The sequence below is a fragment of the Streptomyces cyaneochromogenes genome, assembly GCF_003963535.1.
In the GTDB taxonomy this organism is placed as follows: domain Bacteria; phylum Actinomycetota; class Actinomycetes; order Streptomycetales; family Streptomycetaceae; genus Streptomyces; species Streptomyces shaanxiensis.
The window spans coordinates 6,027,089-6,053,114 of the sequence record NZ_CP034539.1 but is presented as its reverse complement, the minus strand read 5'-3'; the positions used below and the strand labels follow the sequence as shown (position 1 = coordinate 6,053,114).

20 protein-coding genes are annotated in these 26,026 nt (G+C 67.0%); 1 reads left to right on the top strand and 19 read right to left on the bottom strand.

Going from position 1 to position 26,026, the window contains the following annotated elements; genetic code table 11:
* Positions 1–81: 81 nt before the first annotated feature.
* The 6 genes from EJ357_RS27650 to EJ357_RS27625 form a co-directional block, all read right to left on the bottom strand.
* Complete coding sequence (locus tag EJ357_RS27650; RefSeq protein ID WP_126394262.1) at positions 82–1,281, bottom strand: glycosyltransferase family 4 protein; 1,200 nt, start codon at positions 1,279–1,281, stop codon at positions 82–84.
* Between the two features lie 25 nt (positions 1,282–1,306).
* Positions 1,307–2,287, bottom strand: a complete 981-nt coding sequence (locus EJ357_RS27645; protein WP_126394261.1) for an NAD-dependent epimerase/dehydratase family protein — start codon at positions 2,285–2,287, stop codon at positions 1,307–1,309.
* Positions 2,288–2,478: 191 nt separating this feature from the next.
* The gene (locus EJ357_RS27640) at positions 2,479–3,462 is read right to left on the bottom strand and encodes a class I SAM-dependent methyltransferase (protein ID WP_126394260.1); all 984 of its coding nucleotides are present in this window, start codon (positions 3,460–3,462) and stop codon (positions 2,479–2,481) included.
* Positions 3,463–3,472: 10 nt separating this feature from the next.
* The gene (locus EJ357_RS27635; protein WP_126394259.1) at positions 3,473–4,636 is read right to left on the bottom strand and encodes a glycosyltransferase; all 1,164 of its coding nucleotides are present in this window, start codon (positions 4,634–4,636) and stop codon (positions 3,473–3,475) included.
* Positions 4,633–5,181, bottom strand: coding sequence for an LbetaH domain-containing protein (locus EJ357_RS27630; RefSeq protein WP_126394258.1), 549 nt, complete (start codon positions 5,179–5,181; stop codon positions 4,633–4,635). The genes EJ357_RS27635 and EJ357_RS27630 overlap by 4 nt, the downstream gene beginning before the upstream one ends.
* A gap of 123 nt (positions 5,182–5,304) precedes the next feature.
* Positions 5,305–6,636 carry a sugar transferase gene (locus EJ357_RS27625; RefSeq protein ID WP_228473202.1) on the bottom strand — a complete coding sequence of 444 codons (1,332 nt, stop codon included), beginning with the start codon at positions 6,634–6,636 and terminating at the stop codon, positions 5,305–5,307.
* Between the two features lie 523 nt (positions 6,637–7,159).
* On the opposite strand from EJ357_RS27625, the gene EJ357_RS27620 reads away from it, so the two are divergent.
* Entirely contained in the window at positions 7,160–7,729 is a 570-nt protein-coding gene (locus EJ357_RS27620; RefSeq protein ID WP_145978903.1) for a hypothetical protein, read from the top strand.
* Between the two features lie 148 nt (positions 7,730–7,877).
* Here the strand turns inward: EJ357_RS27620 and tuf are convergent, their stop codons facing one another.
* The 13 genes from tuf to rplA all read right to left on the bottom strand — a co-directional run bounded on the left by tuf (position 7,878) and on the right by rplA (position 25,973).
* Positions 7,878–9,071: an elongation factor Tu gene (tuf, locus tag EJ357_RS27615; RefSeq protein ID WP_030046358.1), complete on the bottom strand. Its 1,194-nt coding sequence runs from the start codon at positions 9,069–9,071 to the stop codon at positions 7,878–7,880.
* Positions 9,072–9,239: 168 nt separating this feature from the next.
* A complete protein-coding gene (fusA, locus tag EJ357_RS27610) occupies positions 9,240–11,366 on the bottom strand; it encodes an elongation factor G (RefSeq protein WP_126394255.1) in 2,127 nt (708 codons plus the stop codon).
* A 39-nt stretch (positions 11,367–11,405) separates the two neighbouring features.
* Positions 11,406–11,876, bottom strand: coding sequence for a 30S ribosomal protein S7 (gene rpsG / locus EJ357_RS27605; protein WP_003998848.1), 471 nt, complete (start codon positions 11,874–11,876; stop codon positions 11,406–11,408).
* A gap of 2 nt (positions 11,877–11,878) precedes the next feature.
* Entirely contained in the window at positions 11,879–12,250 is a 372-nt protein-coding gene (gene rpsL / locus EJ357_RS27600; RefSeq protein WP_003948652.1) for a 30S ribosomal protein S12, read from the bottom strand.
* A gap of 365 nt (positions 12,251–12,615) precedes the next feature.
* Complete coding sequence (locus EJ357_RS27595; RefSeq protein WP_126394254.1) at positions 12,616–13,224, bottom strand: DUF1707 and DUF4190 domain-containing protein; 609 nt, start codon at positions 13,222–13,224, stop codon at positions 12,616–12,618.
* Between the two features lie 538 nt (positions 13,225–13,762).
* Complete coding sequence (locus EJ357_RS27590) at positions 13,763–14,473, bottom strand: hypothetical protein (RefSeq protein ID WP_126394253.1); 711 nt, start codon at positions 14,471–14,473, stop codon at positions 13,763–13,765.
* A gap of 446 nt (positions 14,474–14,919) precedes the next feature.
* A complete protein-coding gene (locus EJ357_RS27585) occupies positions 14,920–18,819 on the bottom strand; it encodes a DNA-directed RNA polymerase subunit beta' (protein WP_126394252.1) in 3,900 nt (1,299 codons plus the stop codon).
* A gap of 98 nt (positions 18,820–18,917) precedes the next feature.
* A complete protein-coding gene (rpoB, locus tag EJ357_RS27580; RefSeq protein ID WP_126394251.1) occupies positions 18,918–22,403 on the bottom strand; it encodes a DNA-directed RNA polymerase subunit beta in 3,486 nt (1,161 codons plus the stop codon).
* 268 nt (positions 22,404–22,671) lie between these two features.
* Positions 22,672–22,827: a hypothetical protein gene (locus EJ357_RS48475; RefSeq protein ID WP_175647543.1), complete on the bottom strand. Its 156-nt coding sequence runs from the start codon at positions 22,825–22,827 to the stop codon at positions 22,672–22,674.
* 168 nt (positions 22,828–22,995) lie between these two features.
* Positions 22,996–23,379 (bottom strand): 50S ribosomal protein L7/L12, encoded by a 384-nt coding sequence (gene rplL / locus EJ357_RS27570; RefSeq protein WP_126394250.1) that lies wholly within the window; start codon positions 23,377–23,379, stop codon positions 22,996–22,998.
* A 109-nt stretch (positions 23,380–23,488) separates the two neighbouring features.
* Entirely contained in the window at positions 23,489–24,019 is a 531-nt protein-coding gene (gene rplJ, locus EJ357_RS27565; protein ID WP_055622549.1) for a 50S ribosomal protein L10, read from the bottom strand.
* Positions 24,020–24,307: 288 nt separating this feature from the next.
* Positions 24,308–25,117 (bottom strand): LolA-like protein, encoded by an 810-nt coding sequence (locus EJ357_RS27560; RefSeq protein ID WP_126394249.1) that lies wholly within the window; start codon positions 25,115–25,117, stop codon positions 24,308–24,310.
* A 130-nt stretch (positions 25,118–25,247) separates the two neighbouring features.
* The gene (gene rplA, locus EJ357_RS27555; protein WP_126394248.1) at positions 25,248–25,973 is read right to left on the bottom strand and encodes a 50S ribosomal protein L1; all 726 of its coding nucleotides are present in this window, start codon (positions 25,971–25,973) and stop codon (positions 25,248–25,250) included.
* Positions 25,974–26,026: the final 53 nt, after the last annotated feature.

Below are 26,026 nucleotides of genomic sequence, written 5' to 3'. Positions count from 1 at the left end.
TGTACCGGGCGAGCCGGTGGGGGTGTTCGGACGGAGCGATGTCGGAATGACCTCGCGCAGCGACGCCGGCACGTCTCTCAATCAGGCACCAGCACCACTCACCGCCCGCAGAATCTCCTCGAATCGCGAGGCGCAGCCGTCGAGGGCGAACTCCCGCTCGGCCAGCGTGCGGCTCTCCTTGCCCAGCGACTCGGCGTGCACCGGGTCGGTGAGGATCTCGCGGACCCATGTGGCCGCGCTGTCCAGCGAGGACTCCTCCGGCGGGAAAACCGCCGAGCCGGCCTCCCGGAGCAGGTTCGCCGCCAGGTTGTCCGCCGGCATCAGGCCCAGCACGGGGCGCCCGGCGCACAGATAGGACAGTGTCTTGGAGGGGACCGAGAACTCCCCGGCGTCCGGCGCCAGGAGCACGACGAGCACGTCGCCCGTGCCCAGTACCTCGGGCAGCCGCTCATAGGGCTGGAAGGGCAACAGGGTCACGTCGATGCCGGCCGCGGCGGCGCCCTCCTTGATGACCGGGACGGCCGGGCCCTCGTTGATGACGACGAGCCGGACCTGTTCGCCCTGCGCCCGCAACCGGTCGGCCAACTTCACGAGCAGGGCGGGGTTGTGCTTGAGACCGAGGGTGCCCGAGTACAGCAGGGTCCTGACCCCGGTGAGCCCGTGCTCGTCCGACCACGCGTTGGCGCGGGCCACGGGGCAGATCTCGTCCAGCGGCGCCCAGTTGGGGATGACGGTGACCTTGTCGGCGGTACCCCATTTCCGGTGGACCCGCACGAAGGAGTCGGCGATCACCACGATCGCCGAGGCGCGTCGCGCCGACCACTTCTCGCCCTGCTCGAAGACCCGGGCGGCGACACCCATCAGCTTGGAGACGCCTGCGGCGGCGAAGCTCCTGAGCGCGATCGCGGTGACGTCCTGATGCCACAGCACCCACGGGATGCGCAGCGCCCTCAGCACCGCCGCGGCCACGACCAGGGTGGGGATCGGCAGGTTCCCGAGCATCGCCACGTCCGGCTTCTCGCGCCGCACCTGGCGGGCCAGCTCGAAGCCCAGCCAGGTTTCCTGGAAGAGGCGGTTGACGTAGGCGTCCTTCTGCAGCACGGTGTCGTCGCCGATGGTGAGGAAGCGCAGTCCGTCGGCCGGCTCCTCGGCCAGGTTGCCCTTCCCGGAGATGTAGGCCACGCACGTCGAATGGACGACCTGGTGGCCGCGGTGCGCGAGTTCACGGCTGAGCTGGGCCTGGAACGGGTGGCCGCTGTAGTCGTGGACGAGGATCCTCATCGGCTGCCCTCCGGCCGGTCGCGGATCAGGAGCGAGCGAGCTTCACCTGGTCGTAGATCCAGCCGTAGGTCTTCTCCAGGCCCTCGGCCAGTGCGATCGACGGCTCCCAGCCGTAGAGCTCCCGGATCAGCGTGTTGTCGGAGTTACGGCCGCGTACTCCCTGCGGCGCGTCCAGGCGGTACTCGCGCTCGCAGCGCACGCCCGCGATCTCCTCGACGATGTCGACCAGTTGGTTGACGGAGACCAGCTCGGAGGAGCCGAGGTTGACCGGGACGCTGCTGGGCCCATTCATGATCATCTGGGTGCCGTGCAGACAGTCGTCGATGTACATGAAGGAACGCGTCTGCTGGCCGTCGCCCCAGATCTCGATCCTGTGGTCACCGGAGATGACCGCCTCGGCGACCTTGCGGCACACGGCCGCCGGGGCCTTCTCGCGCCCTCCGGTCCAGGTGCCCTCGGGGCCGTACACGTTGTGGTAGCGGGCGATGCGGCAGGTGGACCCGAAGTCCTCCTCGAAGTGGCGGCACATGCGCTCGGAGAAGAGCTTCTCCCAGCCGTAGCCGTCCTCGGGCTGCGCCGGATAGGCGTCCGCCTCCTTCAGCGCGGTGACACCGGGGTCCGTCTGCTTGCCCGCGGCGTAGACACAGGCGGATGAGGAGTAGAAGTAGCGCTCCACGCCGGCCTCGTGCGCGGCCTGGAGCATGTGGGTGCTGGTCAGCACCGACATCATGCAGGCGGCCTTGTTGTTCTCGATGAAACCCATGCCGCCCATGTCGGCGGCCAGCATGTACACCTGGCCGGCGTTCCGTACGGCCGCGCGGGCGTTCGCCAGGAGCGACAGGTCGGCGACGACGTTCTCCGCGGCGTGGTGCAGTTGCTGCCACTCGTCGTACGGCTTGATGTCGACGCACCGCACCGTCAGCCCCTTGGACAGCAGGTCTGCCGCGAGGTGACCGCCGATGAATCCGCCGCCTCCGGCAACAACGACGTCCACCTGCATGTTCATGGCAGCTCCTCCAGAAACCGGGATCCGGTGCGCGCGACCGCTCACGCCCCCGCCGAACTCGGCGCCGGCGGGACACAACCGGTAGATTAGGCAGATTTGCCCACATCCGTCCGATATGCCACGCGCACCTGGATGCCAAGTCGCCTGATACGCCCGTCTGGAGGCTTGTCAGCGCAGGCGGAGGCGGCTCGTCAGCAGACTTCGAACCACAGCGAGGACGGGAAGTGTCCGTCCCCGGCGAGGAGACCGTCGCGATGGGGCGCCGGCCGATAGTCCGGAAACACCACACGCAGCCCGTCCGGCCGCTCGTAGTGGAGGTGGGACATACAGGCGAGGATCCTCGCGTGGTCGTTGTGCGTCAGGAACGCCCGGACGAGCGAGGTCTCCGCCCAGTGCAACACGCTGTCCAGCAGGTCGCACTGGTAGTCGTACGGCAGGTAGATGTCGTGCACATGGACGACGACGCCCGGCGCGAGGCGCGGGAAGACCTCGAGGACAAGGAAGTTCACATCCGAACCGGCTTTGACCACGTGCGACGAGTCGACGAACAGGACATCGCCCGCCGTGAGGGAGGTGAACAACTCCAGGTCCACGGCCTGGACCGGCGTGCGCCGCAGGTGTACGCGCGGGTCGGAGGTCAGCCAGGCGCGCGGATACGGTTCGACGCACGTCACCGTTCCCGGCCGGCCGTCCCGGCCGTTGCGGGCGAGCGCCTCCACCGCGATGTGCGTGGAGACACCGCTGCCGACTTCGAGGTACCGGCGCGGGCCCAGTGAGCGCAGGATGCCGTGCAGGGCCTGCGCTTCGACATAGCCGTAGCCGGGCCCGAGCCGACCCGCCCCCTCGAAGACCGCGCCTCCCCGGTACTCGTCGAGAAACGGCTTGCAGGCTTCCTCGAGCCACGCGATCTGTTCGTCGAGATCGATACGTAGACCGGGGAGCCGGGAAGGAGCCCGCCACAATTCACGGCTGGCCGCGAGACCGCGCAGATCCGGAGCGGAGGAATAGTAGTGACGCGGAGTCACAAGAATTCCCGCACGCGAGAGAACTCTGTTCGCAACGACCGCCTGGTGCTTGATGACCTGCTTCATCTGCTGACGAATACGCAATGCAGTCTGCCCGCTTCCCATGGCCGTCAACGTATCCGAGGCGGTGGTGAACCCCTTCGCGTACACGGGAAGCCGTTCAGGTGATTGAAGAGCTGATTGACGAGCCGATCGGAGAGCTGTTGGGAGAGCAGGTATTCCGGTAGATCCCTTCGAGCCTGTCCGCCACCGTATGGATCGAGAAGACCTCTTCGACGGCACGGTGCCCCGCTTTCACGAGTGCGGCGCGTTTGTGCTCGTCCGCCAGCAGGTCGCACACCGCGTCGGCCATGGCGCGCGGACTGCCGTCGGTGACGACCGCCGCCCCCCGGCTCGCCAGTTCCTCCGCGATGCCACAGCTCTGGGTGCACAGCACGGGGGTGCCCGCGGACATGGCTTCGATCAGGGTCATCCCGAACGGCTCGTCGGTGCTCGGCAGCACGTACACGGCCGCCCGCGCGTAGGCCCGTACGGCATCGGAGTGCTGCAGCGCGCCGCCGTAGGTGACGACCCCCTGGAGTCCGTGTGCGGCGATGAGGTGCCGGACCCTCGGCAGCGCGCCCTCGTCCGCCCCGTACAGACTGAACCGTGCGTCGGGCATCTTCCGGTGGACGAGCGCGGCCATCTCGACGAATGCGTCGGGGCGCTTGCGCGGGTGCAGCCGGGCGAGGAAGAGCACCTCGGGGGCGCGCCGGGAGGACGTCGCCCCGTCGGCGCGCTCCGGGCGGACCCCGTTGGGCAGCTTCAGCAGGGGCGGACCGTCCGGGCCGATGACCTCCGCCACGGCACGCCGTTCCCGCTCGGTGAGCACCAGGCAGCCGCGTGCCCGGCGCAGGAGAGGGACGTACAGGCGGTCGAAGAGCCTGACAACGGCCCTGCGCCGCGGCTCCACCATGCCGTGCGTCTGCGCCAGGAAGTTCTTGCGCCGCAGCGCGGCCACCGCGAGCGCGGCCAGGGAGACGAGGTCGCGCCCCGCGTGGATGTGCACCACGTCGGCGCTGCCCATGGCCCGCCACAAGTCCCTGACGAGCAGGGGGTGCATGAGGCCGGTGAACCGCCCCGGGAGCAGGGAGCGCGCCGGGCGCGTACGCAGCGGAACCGAGCCGACGCGTTCCGGTGCCGGGGATCTGCCGCGCCACAGGGACAGCAGCGTGACCTCGTGGCCGCGCGCCGCGCACTCCTCCAGCTGCCCCGTCGCCACGCTCGTCGGGCCGCCGTACGCTCCGTCGTCGCTGACGAGGGTCACCACGTGGAGGAGTCTCATGCCGCGACTCCGGTCGTGACGACCGCACCGGGACCGACGTCGCGGTGGGCGACCGCGGAGGCACCCACCACCGCGCCACGGCCGACGGTGACACCACGCAGCACGACGGCCCGCGCCGCGACCCAGGCACCGGGCTCCAGCCGGATGGGCCCGTTGTCGAACTCGAAGGTGCGGTGGCGGCGTTGGTGGCTCCCGGTGCACAGCAGTGCGCCCTGGGACACGCAGACGTTGCTGCCGATCGTGATCTGCTCCAGGTTCAGCAGCCAGGCGCCCTCGCCGATCCAGACGTCGTCGGCGATCTCGAGCCGCCACGGCCAATGGACGCGCACACGATGACGGATCAGTACACGGTGGCCGATCCGCGCTCCGAACGCGCGCAGCAGGGCCGGCCGCCATCTGGCCGGGAACCACCATTGGACGAAGACCAGATTGAGTACGGCGAACCAGGCCGCCTGAACGAGCAGGGGGCGCCCCTTGTCGTAGCCGGCTCCCACGAAACCCCGCAGGGAGCGTTCCACTGCGGGCGGTGCTGCGGTGTCTGCCATCGGGCGACCTCTCCCGGCGAGAACAAATATTTATCTATAGGAGAGTTTCCATGAAATGCTTATATCTACGGGCTTATATAAGCGTGTTGTCGGCAAACTAGGCCGCATGGAGTCGCCGACGGGTCAGTAGGCTCCGCGTCCGTCCAGTACGGCACGGACCGTGCGGGCCATGACCGACATGTCCCAGCCCCATGACCAGTTGTCCACGTACTGCAGATCCAGCGAGACCGTCTCGTGCCAGGAGAGATCGGACCGTCCGCTCACCTGCCACAGTCCCGTGAGGCCGGGTTTGACGCTCAGCCGGCGCATCTCCACCCGGTCGTATCGGGCGACTTCCTCGGGCAGTGGCGGGCGGGGGCCCACCAGTGACATATGGCCGAGCAGGACATTGACCAACTGGGGAAGCTCGTCCAGGGAATAGCGACGCAGAAAGCGGCCGATCGGCGTAATGCGTGGATCCCGGCGCAGCTTGAACATATGGCCGTCGTGTTCGTTCGCGGTCGCCAGGTCCCCTTTCATCCGGTCGGCACCCACGACCATGGTCCGGAACTTCCACATGGGAAACTGCTCGCCATTCCGGCCGACACGTGTCTGACGGAAGATCACGGGCCCGGCCGAACCCACGCGGACCGCGAGCGCCAGAAGGCCGAACACCGGAGCCAGCGCGACGAGCAGGACGAGCGCGCCCACCTGGTCCGTCACGGCCTTCAGGATCATCGGCAGGCCGCGCCGCGTCGGCGGCGAGATGTCCAGCAGCGTGAGCCCGGCCGCCGAGGTGAGCCGGACCCTGCGCCGGACCACCTCGACGATGCCCGGCAGAACCATGAGCGGGCAGCCACGGTCGTGCAGGGCCCAGGACAGCCGCCGGAGCCGGTGACCGGACATGTATCTGCCCGCGGCGGCGAAGACCAGGTCGGCCCCGAGCGCCTCGGCCGCTTCCGCCACGAGCCCGGCATCCTCGTCGAAGGCGGTCGGCTCGTCGGCCCGAAGCCGCGTGAACACCGGCACACCGGACGGGACGTCGCCCTCGCCCACCACACAGACCCCGACCACCACGTACCCGTGCTCGGTGCGCTCGGCGAGTTGTCCGACCACGGCATCCACCGTCGCGGCCTCACCGACGACCAGGACCCGGCGGAGCGCCCGGGCACGTCGTCGTACGGCCATCAGACGCCGGTGGACCGCCTTGCGGCAGACCACGGTCACGAGCAACGACGGGCACAGCGCGACGAACTCCGCCGCGGGCGGGCTCCCGATCCCCGACACGGCACGCAGCGCGGTCAGGGCGCCGAGCAGCACCAGCCAGTCCCGCAGGACCGACCCGACGGGGACACCTTCGTCCCAGGTCCAGGGGGCGTAGCGCCTGGCGGCGAGGCGAACGAGCACCCAGACAACGGTGATCACCGCGGCCCGGTGCACGGCATGGGCCTCCCCGATCGCGGACAACACCGCCATCGTCGGCACTGCCACCGCGGCCGAGTCGGCCACGACCGCGACCGGTACGTACCACCCGTCCCTCTGCCCTGTGCGCGAAGTCGTCCTTTGCGGTGCGAGAGGGACGGCCCGTCCCGACACCGCGCTGGTGAACTGCCGCATGGTTCTCCCTGTGGCCCCGGCACCCGACAACGACGAAGGCGCGGCCGCTTCGGAGAGATGGGAGCAGCTCACGCGCCGCATGTGAGCCTATATCAACTCTTTTTAGGTATGTCCTACTTACACGCTTTGTACCCAGATGCGGCTGACCGGTCGAGCGGAGTGCTCACGGGCGCACTCCGCCTTTCCGGTGCTCTGGGACTCGGATGGCCTAGGCAGAAGGCTCTTCGGCGACTGTCCGCAGTCTGATTATGCAAAAGATCAGACTGCCCGACGGCGGATGGAAGCCAGGACTCGAATCGCCAACAAAAGGGGCGAGAGTCCGCGCGGGCGAGATCCGGTACCGGAGGCCTGGTACCCAGAAGAACAAGGAGGACTGCTCGTTATGCGAGTAGCTACGCAGTCTCGAAAGTCGAGATGGGGCATGCGGGTCGGCGGCGCCGGCCTCGCCGCAACACTGGCCGTCGGCGTCGCCAGCAGCCCCGCGTCGGCCCAGGCGGGCGCTCCCAGCGCGTCGGGAGTGCAGCCGATCGAAATCACCGCCGAACAGGTGCCCGGCGGCAACCCGACCTTCGAAGACCTGGAGCAACTGGGCTTCGGCGACTTCAACTGCTCCTTCGATCCGTTCAAGGTCGAGCCGGTGACTGCGGGGACACACAACTTCCCGTCGCCGCTCAATGGGTCGGTCACCATCACGCTCGTGCCCACGGCAGCCGGGCCGACCTTCAACTTCAGAATCAACGGCGAGTTCGCCACCATCGGCGTCATCGTCAAGGGCGGACCGAACGCCAACTTCTACGACTACCGGCCCGAGGGCATCGGCTCGGACGAAGTCCTCCACGCTCCGATCAACCCGATGAACCAGGGGCAGACCTACTACGACCTCAGCCACGTCGACTTCTGCGTCATCGACTCCCCCTACAACGGCGACAACGGCGCCACCACCAACACCTGACACCGACTCAGGCCGGTAGTGCAGGACCGACCTGACAGGCAGCGCGTGGGGGCTTCCCGGGCCCCACGCGCGAAAGGGCCCGCACGACCGAAGTCGTACGGGCCCCTTCAGGAGCTCGCGCTGGAGCTACCAGGTCAAACCAACAAGCTTACTTGTTGATCTTGGTGACCTGGCCGGCGCCGACCGTCCGGCCACCCTCACGGATGGCGAACTTCAGGCCCTCTTCCATGGCGACGGGCTGGATGAGCTCCACCTTCATCTCGGTGTTGTCACCCGGCATGACCATCTCGGTGCCCTCGGGGAGGGTCACAACGCCGGTCACGTCCGTCGTACGGAAGTAGAACTGCGGACGGTAGTTGTTGAAGAACGGCGTGTGGCGGCCACCCTCGTCCTTGGACAGGATGTAGGCCTGGGCCTCGAACTCGGTGTGCGGCGTGACCGAACCGGGCTTGATGATGACCTGGCCGCGCTCGACGTCCTCGCGCTTGATGCCACGGAGGAGCAGACCGACGTTCTCACCGGCCTGGCCCTCGTCGAGCAGCTTGCGGAACATCTCGATGCCGGTGACCGTGGTGGTGGTCTTCTCCTGCTTGATGCCCACGATGTCGACGGTCTCGTTGACCTTGAGGACACCACGCTCGATACGGCCGGTGACGACCGTACCGCGACCGGTGATCGTGAAGACGTCCTCGATCGGCATCAGGAACGGCTTGTCGACGTCACGCTCGGGCTGCGGGATGTTCTCGTCCACGGCCTTCATGAGCTCGAGGACGGTGTTGCCCCACTCCTTGTCGCCCTCGAGGGCCTTGAGCGCCGAGACCTTGACGACCGGCAGGTCGTCGCCCGGGAACTCGTACTCGGAGAGAAGCTCACGGACCTCGAGCTCGACGAGCTCCAGGATCTCCTCGTCGTCCACCATGTCGGCCTTGTTCAGGGCGACGACGATGTACGGAACGCCGACCTGGCGGGCCAGGAGCACGTGCTCCTTGGTCTGCGGCATCGGGCCGTCGGTGGCGGCGACAACGAGGATGGCGCCGTCCATCTGCGCCGCACCCGTGATCATGTTCTTGATGTAGTCCGCGTGACCGGGGCAGTCGACGTGGGCGTAGTGACGCGTCTCGGTCTGGTACTCGACGTGCGCGATGGAGATGGTGATACCGCGCTGGCGCTCCTCAGGAGCCTTGTCGATCTGGTCGAAGGCCGAGGCCTCGTTCAGGTCCGGGTACGCGTCGTGCAGCACCTTGGTAATGGCGGCCGTGAGGGTCGTCTTACCGTGGTCGATGTGACCGATGGTGCCGATGTTGACGTGGGGCTTAGTCCGCTCGAACTTCGCCTTCGCCACGGGGTCCTCCTGTGGAGTGGTTCTGAACGCCTTGCTTCATCGGCGCCAGGTGATCTTTGCTGGAAAGCCCGGGCCCGAGGGCATTCCCCCACGAATGCGGGTGAATGCCCCTGCAGGCTCCGGAGTCAAGCCTAAAGCGTGTGAACGCAGCGCGTTGAACGCGGTGTGTTACTCGCCCTTGGCCTTCGCGATGATCTCCTCGGCGACGTTCCGCGGAACCTCGGCGTAGGAGTCGAACTGCATGGAGTAGCTGGCCCGGCCGGACGTCTTGCTGCGCAGGTCGCCGACGTAACCGAACATCTCCGAGAGGGGCACGAGGCCCTTCACGACGCGGGCACCGGCCCGCTCCTCCATGGCCTGGATCTGGCCACGGCGGGAGTTGATGTCGCCGATGACCTCACCCATGTAGTCCTCGGGCGTGGTGACCTCGACGGCCATCATCGGCTCGAGCAGCACGGGGCTGGCCTTGCGCGCGGCCTCCTTGAAGGCCTGCGAGCCGGCGATCTTGAACGCGAGCTCGGAGGAGTCGACCTCGTGGTAGGCACCGTCGAGAAGCGTGACGCGGACGCCCGTCATCTCGTACCCGGCGAGGATGCCGAACTGCATGGCCTCCTGCGCACCGGCGTCGACCGAAGGGATGTACTCCTTCGGGATACGACCACCGGTCACCTTGTTCACGAACTCGTACGAGGCGTCGCCGCCCTCGATCGGCTCGATCGCGATCTGCACCTTGGCGAACTGGCCGGTTCCACCAGTCTGCTTCTTGTGCGTGTAGTCGACGCGCTCGACGGCCTTGCGGATCGTCTCGCGGTAGGCGACCTGCGGCTTGCCGACGTTGGCCTCGACCTTGAACTCACGGCGCATACGGTCGACCAGCACCTCGAGGTGCAGCTCGCCCATACCACCGATGATGGTCTGGCCGGTCTCCTCGTCCGAGTGGACCTGGAAGGAGGGGTCCTCCTCCGCGAGACGCTGGATGGCGACACCCAGCTTCTCCTGGTCACCCTTGGACTTGGGCTCGATGGCGACCTGGATGACCGGCGCCGGGAAGTCCATGGACTCCAGGATCACCGGCTGCTTGTCGTCGGCGAGCGTCTCACCCGTGGTGGTCTGCTTCAGGCCCATGACGGCGACGATGTCGCCGGCGCCCACCGAGTCGATCTCCTCACGCTTGTTCGCGTGCATGCGGTAGATCTTGCCGATGCGCTCCTTCTTGCCCTTGACGGAGTTCAGCACCGCGGTGCCGGACTCCAGGCGGCCCGAGTAGACCCGGACGAAGGTGAGCTTGCCGAGGTGCGGGTCGCTCATGATCTTGAACGCCAGCGCGGACAGCGGCTCGTCGTCGGACGGCTTGCGCTTGACGACCTCCTCCGGGTCGTTGACGGCGTGGCCCTCGATGGCCTCGACGTCAAGCGGGGTGGGGAGGTAGCGCACGACCGCGTCGAGCAGGGGCTGGACGCCCTTGTTCTTGAACGCGGTGCCACAGAACACCGGGGTGACCGTGGTGTCGCTGGACTTGCCGGACGCGATGGTGATGCGACGGATCGCGGCGTACAGCTGCTCCTCGGAGGGCTCCTCGCCCTCCAGGTACAGCTCCATGATCTCTTCGTCGTTCTCCGCGACGGCCTCGAGCAGCTTGCCGCGCCACTCCTCGGCAGCCTCGGTGTGCGTGGCCGGGATGTCGACGACGTCGTACATCTCGCCCTTGGCGGCCTCGGCGGACCACACGAGCGCCTTCATGCGGACCAGGTCCACGACGCCCTTGAAGTCGGCCTCGGCGCCGATCGGAAGCTGCATGACGAGCGGCTGGGCGCCCAGGCGGTCCGAGATCATGTCCACGCAGCGGTGGAACTCGGCGCCGGTACGGTCCAGCTTGTTGACGAAGCAGATGCGCGGCACGCCGTAACGGTCGGCCTGACGCCACACCGTCTCGGACTGCGGCTCGACACCGGCGACACCGTCGAACACCGTCACGGCACCGTCGAGCACGCGCAGGGAGCGCTCCACCTCGACGGTGAAGTCGACGTGCCCGGGGGTGTCGATGATGTTGATGGTGTAGTCGTTGTCCTCGAGCGGCCAGTGACAGGTGGTCGCAGCAGACGTGATCGTGATGCCACGCTCCTGCTCCTGCTCCATCCAGTCCATGGTGGCAGCGCCGTCGTGGACTTCACCGATCTTGTACGAAACGCCGGTGTAGAACAGGATCCGCTCGGTGGTGGTCGTCTTGCCCGCGTCGATGTGGGCCATGATCCCGATGTTGCGGACCCTGGCCAGGTCAAGCGAAGTGGTAGCCATAAGGCTTCAGTCTTCTCTCGGTCTCGATGGGGTCTGCGACTACCAGCGGTAGTGCGCGAAGGCCTTGTTGGACTCGGCCATCTTGTGCGTGTCCTCACGCTTCTTCACAGCGGCACCGAGGCCGTTGCTGGCGTCGAGGAGCTCGTTGAGCAGACGCTCGGTCATGGTCTTCTCGCGACGGGCGCGGGAGTAGCCCACGAGCCAGCGCAGCGCCAGGGTGTTGGCACGGCCGGGCTTGACCTCGACCGGGACCTGGTAGGTGGCGCCACCGACACGGCGGGACTTGACCTCGAGGGTCGGCTTGATGTTCTCGAGAGCGCGCTTCAGCGTGATGACCGGGTCGTTGCCGGTCTTCTCGCGCAGGCCCTCCATGGCGCCGTAGACGATGCGCTCGGCGGTGGAGCGCTTGCCGTTCAGCAGCACCTTGTTGATGAGCGACGTGACAAGAGGAGAACCGTAGACCGGGTCGATGATGACCGGGCGCTTCGGGGCGGGGCCCTTACGAGGCATTCTTACTTCTCCTTCTTGGCGCCGTAGCGGCTGCGGGCCTGCTTGCGGTTCTTGACACCCTGGGTGTCAAGCGAACCACGGATGATCTTGTAGCGAACACCCGGCAGGTCCTTCACACGGCCGCCGCGCACGAGCACGATGGAGTGCTCCTGCAGGTTGTGTCCCTCACCCGGAATGTAAGCGGTGACCTCGATCCCGCTGGTCAGACGCACACGCGCGACCTTACGCAGGGCCGAGTTCGGCTTCTTCGGGGTGGTCGTGAACACACGCGTGCAGACGCCACGACGCTGAGGGGAACCCTCGAGTGCGGGCGTCTTGTTCTTCTCGACCTTGTCCTGCCGGCCCTTACGGACCAGCTGCTGGATCGTAGGCACTACTTCTCCGGTTTCTGTGTGCCGAATGGTGAAGCTAACCTGGAACGTCGCCGACCCACGCGGTCGGGTGTGTCGAATCCGGCGGACTTCCGCCGCGAGGCGAAAAGAGCACAGATTACGGTGGCCGCTCACAGCTCGTTATGCGGTTGAAGGCACGCACGAGAGCCAGGGCACACCCCAGGCACAAGGTCTGAGCGTACCTACCTCATTCGCTGCGGTCAAAACAAATGGACCCCGCCCGCATCGGCATACGGCCGATGTCAAGACCACACAACGTGTTTGATCTTCGAATCACCGATCCGGCCACGTCAGACCCCGATCCGCGCACCCTTCCGGCCACCCCTCGAACCGCCCGCCCCACGAGGCTAGGCGGACACGGCGGTTGCCACGATCATCAGCGTCAGCAACACCGCCCAGCCCGCGGTGGACAGCCACCCGAGCACGAGCCCGGTGAGCGCGAGCGCGTCACCGCCCTCCCCGGTGCTGCGTATCTCGGAACGCGCCGCGTGCCCAAGGACCACGGCCGGGATCCCGGTCAGCCCGAAGCTCACGAGACACAGCACGCCGCAGACGGCGGAGCCGACCGCCTTCGCGTTGGTCCGCGGGCGCGACACCGGCAGGAAGGTCCGCGGCACGGGCGTGACGGGCGCCGGCTGCGGCACGGGACCGAGCGGCAGGTCGGCGACGAGCAGGGCCAGCTCACCCACCGTACGGGCCGCGTACGCCCGGGCGACCCGCCTCTCGAACTCGGGCTGCTCCAGCCGCCCCTCCCCGAACCCCGCCCGCAGCACATCCACGGCCCGCTCACGATCGGCATGCGAGGCAAGCATGTGCGAACCGCCCTGCCCACCCCAGGGCACCGGCGCCGGAGCACCACCGCCCGGCCATGGCTGCGGGGCGGCGCCCCCCTGCCACGGATGCGGCGCACCCTTTCCCTGCCACGGCTGCCCGGGCTGCCACGACGGATACGTCATGGAGCACCTCCCCCGTACTGGTCGGAGTCCCTCCATGTCCTCCATCATCCGCCGAACCAGGATTTGTGGCATCGGGGTCTCACCCGGAAATATCCCCGAGTCGGCCCCGGAGTCTGCCCCGCTTGTGCCCCCGGGCGGGCCCCGAGTGTGGCCCGAGCAGGGGCCGGAGTCGCCCCCCGAGACGCTCAAGGGGCCCACCCGGAAGACCGGCGACCAGCGACCGGCGACCGGCGACCGATGTGAGCGCCTCGCAGCACATCGGCCACGGCGGCCGATTGTCGCCGGTTTCCTCCGCGTCCCCTTCAGGTTCACGCGTGTGGGACGACGACGGCTTCGACGACAGGGTGCCGTTCCCGCAGGGCGAGCCGTCCGCCATGCGCTGCTCTTCCTGAACGGTTAGACCAAGGTCCCGACCCTCGCAGCCAATGGTTACGAACCCGTCCCGTCCCGCGCGACCTCGGTGACATCGTCGGTGGCGAGGCGAAACCGAGCGGCTGGCCGCCCTGATGCACACCATGCTCTTTTGCAGGGTGCCGGCTCATACACCCGGGTGCCGCAGATGGTTGCGGATCAGCTTCACGTCTTCTTGATCCTTTTGCCGCCCGAGCCTCTTCTTCCAGGCCAGCACCTCGCGTAGCGGACAGAAGGGAAATCCTTGCACCCACTCGGCGCCTTCGATCATCTCGTCGGGCTCACGCGAGCCCGGCAGCCAGCGGTCGAAGACCTCGATGCCCCCTTCGAAGAGCAACACCATGCGGCCGTGGCCCGACGGCGCCGCCACGGGGTCGGCCGCCTTCAGAGCGATGCGCCACGCTTCGCCCCTGGCCACGATGTCGAGGTCACTGATTTCTCTCCGTAGACCATGCGCGAGCAGTGGGCCGCTGCCCGCCACCACGTAGTCCGTCGACGGCAGATTGAGAGAGGACAGTTCACGCAATAGTGGATGCTCGCTCAGTTCCAAGGAGTCTCCGCGTCTACTAGAGGACAGGCAGCCCAATAGCCGAGCGAAGTACTTGGACGCGTGCTTGCCGTGGTCCGCCGTCGGTACGCGGGCCAACGACTTCGCCGCGAGCACGAGGGCGGCTGCCTCCGGCTGCCCTGCCGCGAGAAAGGCAAACAGCAGTCCGCGTTCCAGAAGTCCGATGGCCGGACCGCCGCTCATGAACTCCCGGGCGGCCTCGCGGGCGGAGCTGTCCTCCAGCGCCTCAATTTCCCGACGCACGGGAACCGTGGCAGCCCGTGCCAGCATCCCCCCCGCCGAACACTGACATGAGCAAGGCCGACATGAACACAGCCGTACGGTCACTCGACAGCAGGTCAGCCCCCATGGCAGCTGCGGGCGCACCGGCGGCCCACACCGACAGCGGCACCGCCGCACCGAAGGCGGCTACCCCAAGGCGTTTCGTGCCTGCCGGAGTTCCCGCAGACAGGGGCAAGGTGATGGAGAATCCCAGGACCGGCGTACTCGCTGAGCGGAACCAGAGATGCGTCCCAAAGGCCAGCAGGGCAGTAGCGCCGAGCGCGAGCCAGGGACGTGCCTCGTCCGCGTAAGGGGCGATGGCATAGCTCCCGTAGGCGAGCGTGAAGAAGGCGCTCAAACCGGGACTGAGCATAGTGAGCGAACACGCCGACGGGCGACCACCCTCGAAGGGTGGCCGCCCGTCAACAGTCGTACTCCGTACCGGAGTTACTGGACTACTGGTTGTACGGCCCGTAGTCGTAGTCCTCCAGCGGCACAGCCTGACCCGACCCCGTCCCGAACGGCGAGTAGTCGATGTCGTCGTAACCGACGGCCGAGTACATCGCGGCCTTCGCCTCCTCGGTCGGCTCGACCCGGATGTTGCGGTAGCGGGACAGACCCGTACCGGCAGGGATGAGCTTACCGATGATGACGTTCTCCTTGAGGCCGATCAGGGAGTCGGACTTGGCGTTGATCGCCGCGTCCGTGAGGACCCTGGTCGTCTCCTGGAAGGACGCCGCGGAGAGCCACGACTCGGTCGCCAGCGAGGCCTTGGTGATACCCATGAGCTGCGGACGACCGGAGGCCGGGTGACCGCCCTCCTGGACCACACGACGGTTCTCGGTCTCGAACTTCGAGCGCTCGACCAGCTCGCCGGGCAGCAGCTCGGCGTCGCCGGACTCGATGATCGTCACTCGGCGGAGCATCTGCCGGATGATGATCTCGATGTGCTTGTCGTGGATCGACACACCCTGCGAGTTGTAGACCTTCTGGACCTCGCCGACCAGGTGGACCTGGACGGCACGCTGGCCCAGGATGCGCAGCACGTCGTGCGGGTTGGTGGCACCCACGGTGAGCTTCTGGCCCACCTCGACGTGCTCGCCCTCGCTGACCAGGAGTCGGGCACGCTTCGAGATCGGGTACGCCGTCTCGTCGCTGCCGTCGTCCGGGGTGACGACGATCTTCTTGGTCTTCTCGGTCTCCTCGATCCGCACGCGGCCGGTGGCCTCGGAGATCGGGGCGACACCCTTCGGGGTACGGGCCTCGAAGAGCTCGACGACACGCGGCAGACCCTGGGTGATGTCGTCACCGGCCACACCACCGGTGTGGAAGGTACGCATCGTCAGCTGGGTACCGGGCTCACCGATGGACTGGGCGGCGATGATGCCGACCGCCTCACCGATGTCGACCAGCTTGCCGGTGGCCAGCGAACGGCCGTAGCACATGGCGCAGGTGCCGACGTGGGACTCGCAGGTCAGGATCGAGCGGGTCTTGACCTCCTCGACACCGTGGTGCACCAGCTGGTCGATGAGCACGTCGCCCAGGTCCACGTTGGCCGGCGCGATCACCTTGCCGTCGATGACGACGTCCTCGGCGAGCATGCGGGCGTAGACGCTGGTCTCGACGTCCTCGGCCTTGCGCAGCACGCCGTCGGCACCGCGGTAGGCGATCTTCAGCTTCAGACCGCGCTCGGTGCCGCAGTCCTCCTCGCGGATGATGACGTCCTGCGACACGTCCACCAGACGACGGGTCAGGTAACCCGAGTCGGCGGTACGCAGGGCGGTGTCCGCCAGACCCTTACGGGCACCGTGCGTGGAGATGAAGTACTCCAGCACGGACAGACCCTCACGGAACGAGGCCTTGATCGGACGCGGGATGGTCTCGTTCTTCGCGTTCGACACCAGACCACGCATACCGGCAATCTGACGCATCTGCATCATGTTGCCTCGTGCACCCGAGTTCACCATCATGAAGATCGGGTTGGTCTTCGGGAAGTTCTCGTTCATCGCCTCGGCGACCTCGTTGGTCGCCTTGGTCCAGATCGCGATGAGCTCCTGCGTACGCTCGTCCTTGGTGATCAGACCGCGCTCGTACTGCTTCTGGACCTTCTCGTCCTGCGCCTCGTAACCGCGGACGATCTCCTTCTTCGCCTCGGGAACGACGACGTCGGAGATGGCGACGGTGACGCCGGAACGGGTGGCCCAGTAGAAGCCGGACGCCTTCAGGTTGTCGAGCGTCGCCGCCACGATGACCTTCGGGTAGCGCTCGGCGAGGTCGTTGACGATCTCGGAGAGCTGCTTCTTGCCGACCTCGTAGTCGACGAACGGGTAGTCCTCGGGCAGCAGCTCGTTGAAGAGCGCACGGCCCAGGGTCGTCCGCAGACGGAACGAGTCACCCTGCTGCCACTCCGGCTCGCCCTCCTCCTGCGCCGGCGGGGTCCAGCCACGCGGCGGGATGGTGCCGACCGGGAAGCGGATGTCGATCTTCGACTGGAGCGAGAGCTCGCCCGCGTCGAAGGCCATGATCGCCTCGGCCACGGAGGAGAAGGAGCGGTCCACGCCCTTCACGTCCCGCATCTCGCTGTCCGTGGTGAGGAAGAACAGACCGAGGACCATGTCCTGGGTCGGCATCGTCACCGGACGGCCGTCGGCGGGCTTGAGGATGTTGTTCGAGGACAGCATCAGGATGCGGGCCTCGGCCTGCGCCTCCGCGGACAGCGGCAGGTGCACGGCCATCTGGTCACCGTCGAAGTCCGCGTTGAACGCGGTGCAGACGAGCGGGTGGATCTGGATGGCCTTGCCCTCGACCAGCTGCGGCTCGAAGGCCTGGATGCCGAGGCGGTGCAGGGTGGGAGCACGGTTCAGCAGAACCGGGTGCTCGGCGATGACCTCTTCGAGGACGTCGTACACGACCGTACGGCCGCGCTCCACCATGCGCTTGGCGCTCTTGATGTTCTGCGCGTGGTTCAGGTCGACCAGGCGCTTCATCACGAACGGCTTGAAGAGCTCCAGCGCCATCGCCTTGGGCAGACCGCACTGGTGCAGCTTCAGCTGCGGACCGACGACGATCACGGAACGCGCGGAGTAGTCCACACGCTTACCGAGCAGGTTCTGACGGAATCGACCCTGCTTACCCTTCAGCATGTCGCTGAGGGACTTCAGCGGGCGGTTACCCGGACCGGTGACCGGGCGACCACGACGACCGTTGTCGAAGAGGGCGTCAACAGCCTCCTGAAGCATGCGCTTCTCGTTGTTGACGATGATCTCGGGCGCGCCGAGGTCGAGGAGCCTCTTCAGACGGTTGTTGCGGTTGATCACACGGCGGTACAGGTCGTTCAGGTCGGAGGTCGCGAAGCGGCCACCGTCCAGCTGCACCATCGGGCGAAGGTCCGGCGGGATGACCGGGACGCAGTCGAGGACCATGCCCTTGGGGCTGTTGGAGGTCTGCAGGAAGGCAGACACGACCTTCAGCCGCTTCAGCGCACGGGTCTTCTTCTGGCCCTTGCCGGTGCGGATGATCTCGCGGAGCTTCTCGGCCTCCTCGTCGAGGTCGAAGGACTCCAGGCGCTTCTGCAGCGCCGCGGCACCCATCGAACCGTCGAAGTACGTGCCGAAGCGGTCCCGCAGCTCGCGGTAGAGGAGCTCGTCGCCCTCGAGGTCCTGGACCTTGAGGTTCTTGAACCGGGTCCACACCTCGTCGAGACGGTCGATCTCGCGCTGCGCACGGTCACGCAGCTGCTTCATCTCACGCTCGGCGCCCTCGCGCACCTTGCGGCGCACGTCGGCCTTGGCGCCCTCGGCCTCCAGCTCGGCCAGGTCGGTCTCGAGCTTCTTGGCGCGGGCCTCCAGGTCGGCGTCCCGGCGGTTCTCGATCTGCTGCCGCTCGACCGAGACGTGCGCCTCCAGGGAGGGCAGGTCGCGGGTACGGCGCTCCTCGTCGACGAACGTGATCATGTACGCCGCGAAGTAGATGACCTTCTCGAGGTCCTTCGGCGCCAGGTCCAGCAGGTAGCCGAGGCGCGAGGGGACACCCTTGAAGTACCAGATGTGCGTGACAGGCGCGGCCAGCTCGATGTGGCCCATCCGCTCACGACGCACCTTGGCGCGAGTCACCTCGACGCCGCAGCGCTCACAGATGATGCCCTTGAAGCGGACACGCTTGTACTTGCCGCAGTAGCACTCCCAGTCCCGGGTCGGACCGAAGATCTTCTCGCAGAAGAGTCCGTCCTTTTCGGGCTTGAGGGTGCGGTAGTTGATGGTCTCGGGCTTCTTGACCTCGCCGTGGCTCCACTGACGGATGTCGTCAGCGGTGGCCAGACCGATCCGGAGCTCATCGAAGAAGTTGACGTCGAGCACTATGCGTCAATCCCTCTCAGGGTTGTAAGTCTTGGGGTCTGAAACGGGGGCCTGGGGGTCGGCGGGGCCCTGTGGGTAAGGGCCCCGCCGGACTCCCGTCAGACCTCTTCGACGCTGCTCGGCTCGCGCCGGGACAGGTCGATGCCGAGCTCCTCCGCTGCGCGGAAGACGTCCTCGTCGGTGTCACGCATCTCGATGGACATACCGTCGCTGGACAGCACCTCCACGTTCAGGCAGAGCGACTGCATCTCCTTGATGAGCACCTTGAAGGACTCGGGGATGCCGGGCTCGGGGATGTTCTCGCCCTTGACGATGGCCTCGTAGACCTTCACGCGGCCGGTGACGTCGTCGGACTTGATGGTCAGCAGCTCCTGGAGGGCGTACGCGGCGCCGTAAGCCTCCAGCGCCCACACCTCCATCTCACCGAAGCGCTGGCCACCGAACTGGGCCTTACCACCCAGCGGCTGCTGGGTGATCATGCTGTACGGACCGGTCGAGCGGGCGTGCAGCTTGTCGTCGACCAGGTGGTGCAGCTTCAGGATGTACATGTAGCCGACCGAGATCGGGTCCGGGAACGGCTCACCGCTACGGCCGTCGAACAGCCGCGCCTTACCGGTCGGGAGCACCATGCGCTCGCCGTCCCGGTTCGGGATGGTGTGCTGCAGCAGACCCGCGAGCTCGTCCTCGCGCGCACCGTCGAAGACGGGGGTCGCGACGTTCGTGCCCGGGTCGACCTGGTCGGCGCCGATCGCCTGGAGGCGCTGCGCCCACTCCTCCGCGAGGCCGGAGACGTCCCAGCCGCGGCTGGCGAGCCAGCCGAGGTGGATCTCCAGGACCTGTCCCGGGTTCATTCGGGACGGCACACCCAGCGGGTTGAGGATGATGTCGACCGGAGTTCCGTCCTCGAGGAACGGCATGTCCTCGATGGGCAGGATCTTCGAGATGACACCCTTGTTGCCGTGACGGCCGGCGAGCTTGTCACCGTCGGTGATCTTGCGCTTCTGCGCGACGTACACGCGCACCAGCTGGTTGACACCGGGGGGAAGCTCGTCGCCCTCCTCGCGGTCGAAGACGCGGACGCCGATGACCTTGCCGGTCTCGCCGTGCGGCACCTTCAGCGAGGTGTCACGGACCTCACGGGCCTTCTCACCGAAGATCGCGCGCAGCAGGCGCTCCTCCGGCGTCAGCTCGGTCTCACCCTTCGGGGTCACCTTGCCGACGAGGATGTCACCGGCGATGACCTCGGCACCGATGCGGATGATGCCGCGCTCGTCGAGGTCGGCGAGGACCTCCTCGGAGACGTTCGGGATGTCCCGGGTGATCTCCTCGGGGCCGAGCTTGGTGTCACGGGCGTCGACCTCGTGCTCCTCGATGTGGATCGAGGAGAGGACGTCGTCCTGCACGAGGCGCTGCGACAGGATGATCGCGTCCTCGTAGTTGTGACCCTCCCACGGCATGAACGCCACGAGCAGGTTCTTGCCCAGCGCCATCTCACCGTTCTCGGTGGCCGGACCGTCGGCGAGGACCTGGCCCTCGATGATGCGGTCGCCCTCGAGGACGATGACCTTCTGGTTGACCGAGGTGCCCTGGTTGGAACGGGCGAACTTGGCCAGGCGGTACGTGATGTACGTGCCGTCGTCGTTGGCGGTGGTGATGTAGTCCGCGGAGACCTCCTGGACCACACCGGCCTTCTCGGCCTTGACGACGTCGCCGGCGTCGACTGCGGAGCGGTACTCCATGCCGGTGCCGACGAGCGGGGCCTCCGCCTTGATGAGCGGAACGGCCTGGCGCATCATGTTCGCGCCCATGAGGGCACGGTTGGCGTCGTCGTGCTCGAGGAACGGGATCATGGCGGTCGCGACCGACACCATCTGGCGCGGCGAGACGTCCATGTAGTCGACGTCCTCGCCGCCGACGTAGTCGACCTCGCCGCCACGGCGGCGAACCAGGACGCGGGCCTCGGCGAACCGCAGGTCGTCGTTGAGCGTGGCGTTGGCCTGCGCGATGACGAAGCGGTCCTCCTCGTCGGCGGTCAGGTAGTCCACCTCGTCGGTGACCTGGCCGTCGACGACCTTGCGGTACGGCGTCTCGACGAAGCCGAACGCGTTGACCCGGCCGTAGGAGGCCAGCGAGCCGATCAGACCGATGTTCGGGCCTTCGGGCGTCTCGATCGGACACATACGGCCGTAGTGCGACGGGTGCACGTCACGGACCTCGAAGCCGGCCCGCTCACGGGAGAGACCACCCGGGCCAAGAGCCGACAGGCGGCGCTTGTGGGTGAGACCCGACAGCGGGTTGTTCTGGTCCATGAACTGCGACAGCTGGCTGGTGCCGAAGAACTCCTTGATGGAGGCGACGACCGGCCGGATGTTGATCAGGGTCTGCGGCGTGATCGCCTCGACGTCCTGGGTCGTCATGCGCTCGCGGACGACACGCTCCATACGCGCCAGACCCGTACGGACCTGGTTCTGGATGAGCTCGCCGACGCTGCGCAGACGACGGTTGCCGAAGTGGTCGATGTCGTCGGTCTCGACGACGATCGTCTGGCCGTTGTCCGCGGCCGTCTCGGTCTCACCGGCGTGCAGCTTCACCAGGTACTTGATCGTCGAGATGACGTCCTCGACGGTCAGGATGCCCGCGTCCAGCGGAGCGTCCGCACCCAGCTTCTTGTTGACCTTGTAGCGGCCGACCTTGGCGAGGTCGTAGCGCTTCGGGTTGAAGTACAGGTTCTCCAGAAGCGTCTGCGCGGCCTCACGCGTGGGGGGCTCGCCCGGACGCAGCTTGCGGTAGATGTCGAGCAGCGCGTCGTCCTGGCCCTGGGTGTGGTCCTTCTCCAGGGTGGCGCGCATGGACTCGTACTCGCCGAACTCCTCCAGGATCTGCTCGGTCGTCCAACCGAGAGCCTTGAGCAGAACGGTCACGGACTGCTTGCGCTTGCGGTCGATGCGCACACCGACCATGTCGCGCTTGTCGATCTCCATCTCCAGCCAGGCACCCCGGGACGGGATGATCTTGGCCGAGAAGATGTCCTTGTCGGACGTCTTGTCGATGCTGGAGTCGAAGTAGACACCGGGCGAACGGACCAGCTGCGACACCACGACACGCTCGGTGCCGTTGATGACGAACGTGCCCTTGTTCGTCATGAGCGGGAAGTCGCCCATGAAGACCGTCTGGGACTTGATCTCGCCGGTCTCGTTGTTGGTGAACTCAGCCGTCACGAAGAGCGGAGCGGCGTACGTGAAGTCGCGCTCCTTGCACTCGTCGATGCTGTTCTTCGGCGGCTCGAAGCGGTGGTCGCGGAACGTCAGCGACATCGACCCGGAGAAGTCCTCGATCGGGGAGATCTCCTCGAAGATCTCCTCCAGACCGGACTTGGTGGGGACATCCTGACCGGACTCCAGAGCCGCCTCGACCCGACTCTGCCAGGCGGTGTTGCCGAGCAGCCAGTCAAAGCTCTCGGTCTGCAGCGCGAGCAGGTTGGGAACCTCGAGGGGCTCCTTGATCTTTGCAAAGGAGATGCGCAGCGGGGCGGTGCTGGCGCCGTTGTTCGTATTCGCGGTCGAGGCAGTGCGCGAGGCGGCCAAGAGGGGGTCCTTCCGAGGGCTCGGACTCACTACGCGCGTACCGGCCCCTCACCGGGGCACAGAGACAGGCGTTTCCATCTCCGACCAAAGAATGGCCAGGTCAAGTACGGTCCGGTCATCGGTGCTCAAGCGAGGGCATGCCCCTGGTGACGGGCAGGGGACAGCTAACAGGCAGCGCAAAGGGTCAGTGTAGCCACTTGGCACACTGATGTCCAGTGCGGGTTTTTCGCGACCCTCGTTGTTCTCAACGCCCTCGGCATGCTTGCCCTCAATGCACGTTGATACTGCCCTCTTCGTCGCCGATCCATGCCTCGGATTCGGATCCTTGTGGCGACGCGTCCTGAGAATTGCGCGCTGCGTGCGGTTCGTCAAGGCCCCCATGCCCGAACGCGGGGGCGCCCAGGGACACGACGAAGATCACCATACCCCCCACCGAAGCGGGCGCAAGGCAACCATGGCCGCGCCCCCAGGAACGCCGAAGAGCGACCACCCGAATGGATGATCGCTCTTCGGTGCGACTGCGTTACAGCCCTGGACGGGCTGTTTTCAGCATGCGCGAAGGTCGAACTCGACCCGCAAGACCGGGAAGGTCTTACTTGACCTCGACGGAGGCGCCGGCGCCCTCGAGGGACTCCTTGGCCTTGTCCGCGGCCTCCTTGTTGACCTTCTCCAGAACCGGCTTCGGCGCACCGTCGACCAGGTCCTTGGCCTCCTTCAGGCCGAGGGAGGTGAGCTCACGCACGACCTTGATGACCTGGATCTTCTTGTCGCCGGCACCGGTGAGGATGACGTCGAACTCGTCCTTCTCCTCGGCAGCCTCGGCCGGGGCGGCCGGGCCGGCCGGGCCGGCAACGGCGACCGCGGCGGCGGCGGTGACGTCGAACTTCTCCTCGAACGCCTTCACGAACTCGGAGAGCTGGATGAGGGTCATGCCCTCGAACTCGGCGAGCAGTTCGTCCTGGGTGAGAGCCACGATGGCTTTCCTTCCACTAATTCGGCTGGTGCCGGATGTACATGTTTGGCGGGCGTACGTTGGCCCGCTGCGACCCCCGCCTCAGGCGGCGGTGGTCATCGTGCGAGCCGAATTACTCGGCACCGCCCTGCTCGTCCTGCTTGGCACGAAGCGCGTCCACGGTGCGGACGAGCTTCGACGGGAGCGCCTGGAAGACCTGAGCAGCCTGCGTCTGCTTGCCCTTCAGGGCGCCCGCCAGCTTGGCGAGCAGAACCTCGCGGGACTCGAGGTCCGCAAGCTTCTTGATCTCGTCGGCGCTGAGCGCCTTGCCGTCAAGGACACCGCCCTTGATGACGAGATTCGGGTTGTCCTTGGCGAAGTCACGGAGACCCTTCGCCGACTCCACCGGGTCACCGGTGACGAAGGCGACAGCCGTCGGACCGTTGAACAGGTCGTCGAGCGTCGAGATCCCGGCCTCGTTGGCCGCAATCTTGGTCAGCGTGTTCTTCACCACGGCGTACTGGGCGTTCTCACCGAGCGACCGGCGCAGTGTCTTGAGCTGCGCCACGGTGAGACCGCGGTACTCGGTCAGCACAGCGGCGCTGGAGTTGCGGAACTGCTCCGTCAACTCGGCAACCGCGGCAGCCTTGTCGGGCCTCGCCATGAGCCTCGGCCTCCTTCCGGGTGATTCGGACCGCGCGGACCCGAAGGAGGACTGGGGAAAACGAAACGCCCCGGCGCAGGCGCACGGGGCGGACTCGACCGGCCGTACATGCTTGTCGCACGCACTCCGGGAGTTCTTCCACTGTCACCTGCGCGGGTCGCCCGCATTTCAGCGGATCCTTCGGCCACCGCGCTCTCTCGCGAGTGCACGGCAACGACCAGCGGTCTTGGGCTTCTGTAGGAGAGTACGGGACGCCATCGCCGTCAAGCAAATCGGCCCTTACGGTGCTCAGCCGCCCTTCTTCTCCAGCAGGTCCTTGAGGTCCACCGTGTCCCCCGCCGGAGGCTTCTCGGCCGTGGTCCTCACGCCGTAGTCGCTGTAGAACGCGGTCTGGGTGAGCTTCCCTCCCGTGGCCGTGTGGCCCTTCTCGACCTTCTTGACCAGGAGATCGCGGTCGTCGACCCATATGTCGACGGTCTGCGAGCCGGCGCCCTTTGCGGACACGGTGCCGGAGTAGTGCGCGGTGCGCTCGCCCCTCACCGTCTCCTCGCCGACCTTGCGTACGTCCGTGGAGGACAGCAGCAGCTTCACCGACGTGTGCGGCGCGGTGCCGCGCATCTGGTCCGCGAGGGCCGCTCCGGAGCTGCCGGCGAGGCTCTCCAGGTCGTCGTAGGCGTACTTGATCCAGTGCTTGCCGTCGGCCTTCTCCGCGAACCTCTCGCCCATGCGGGCGTAGTAGGCGTCGGGGAGATAGCGGGCCTCCATCGATGTGGTGCCCAGCCGGCGCATCGTCTCGGCCGTCGTGCCGCCGGTGTACGTGATCGTCAGGGTGCCTGTGAGGCCGTCGCGCCAGGCGAGGGTGCCGTCGCACTTCATGGACAGCTCCGCGCCCATGGTGGTCGTCGACCGCACCCGGGCGGACTCGGCCTCGCCGGTGGACCGCTCCACCGTGCGCAGGGCTGCCATGACGGCCTGGGAGGGGGTGGCGCGGTTCTCTGCGTCGGGGCGGCCGGAGGAGGTGCAGGCGGCGGCCAGGGCCGTCAGCGCGGTCAGCAGCGCGAACCGGAACGCCGACCGGCGCGCCCTCGTGCTCGTCATTCGTCCCCCCTGTGCGAACCCCGTTGATGCAAGTTAACCCAGGGCACTGACAGAACGCGGCCGGACAAGGGGACGGGCCCCGCACCCGGGAAGGGTGCGGGGCCCGCTTCGAGCCTGGTGAGCCGTTGGCTCAGACCGCGGCCGGGTCCTCCTCGACGAGGAGGTTGCGGGTGCGGTTCGGGTCGACCGGAACGCCGGGGCCGATCGTGGTGCTGATCGCGGCCTTCTTGATGTAACGACCCTTGGCGGCGGACGGCTTCAGACGAAGGATCTCCTCCAGCGCGGCGCCGTAGTTCTCCACCAGCTTGGTGTCGTCGAAGGACACCTTGCCGATGATGAAGTGCAGGTTCGAGTGCTTGTCGACGCGGAACTCGATCTTGCCGCCCTTGATGTCGGTGACGGCCTTGGCCACGTCGGGGGTGACGGTGCCGGTCTTCGGGTTCGGCATCAGACCACGCGGACCGAGCACGCGGCCGAGGCGGCCGACCTTGCCCATGAGGTCCGGGGTGGCGACGACGGCGTCGAAGTCCAGACGGCCCTTCGAGACCTCGTCGATCAGTTCGTCGGAGCCGACGATGTCGGCGCCCGCGGCTTCCGCGGCCGCAGCACGGTCACCGGTCGCGAAGACCAGGACCCGGGCGGTCTTACCGGTGCCGTGCGGAAGGTTCACGGTGCCACGGACCATCTGGTCGGCCTTACGCGGGTCGACACCCAGACGGAAGGCGACCTCGACGGTGCCGTCGAACTTGGTCGTGGACGTCTCCTTGGCGAGACGGACGGCCTCGAGCGGGGCGTAGAGCTTCTCCCGGTCGATCTTCGCGTCCGCAGCGCGGAGAGTCTTGCTGCGCTTGCTCACTACTGCTCCTGGGTTTTCTTAGGAGTTGTGGTCCGGGCCGAGCAGGCCCTGCC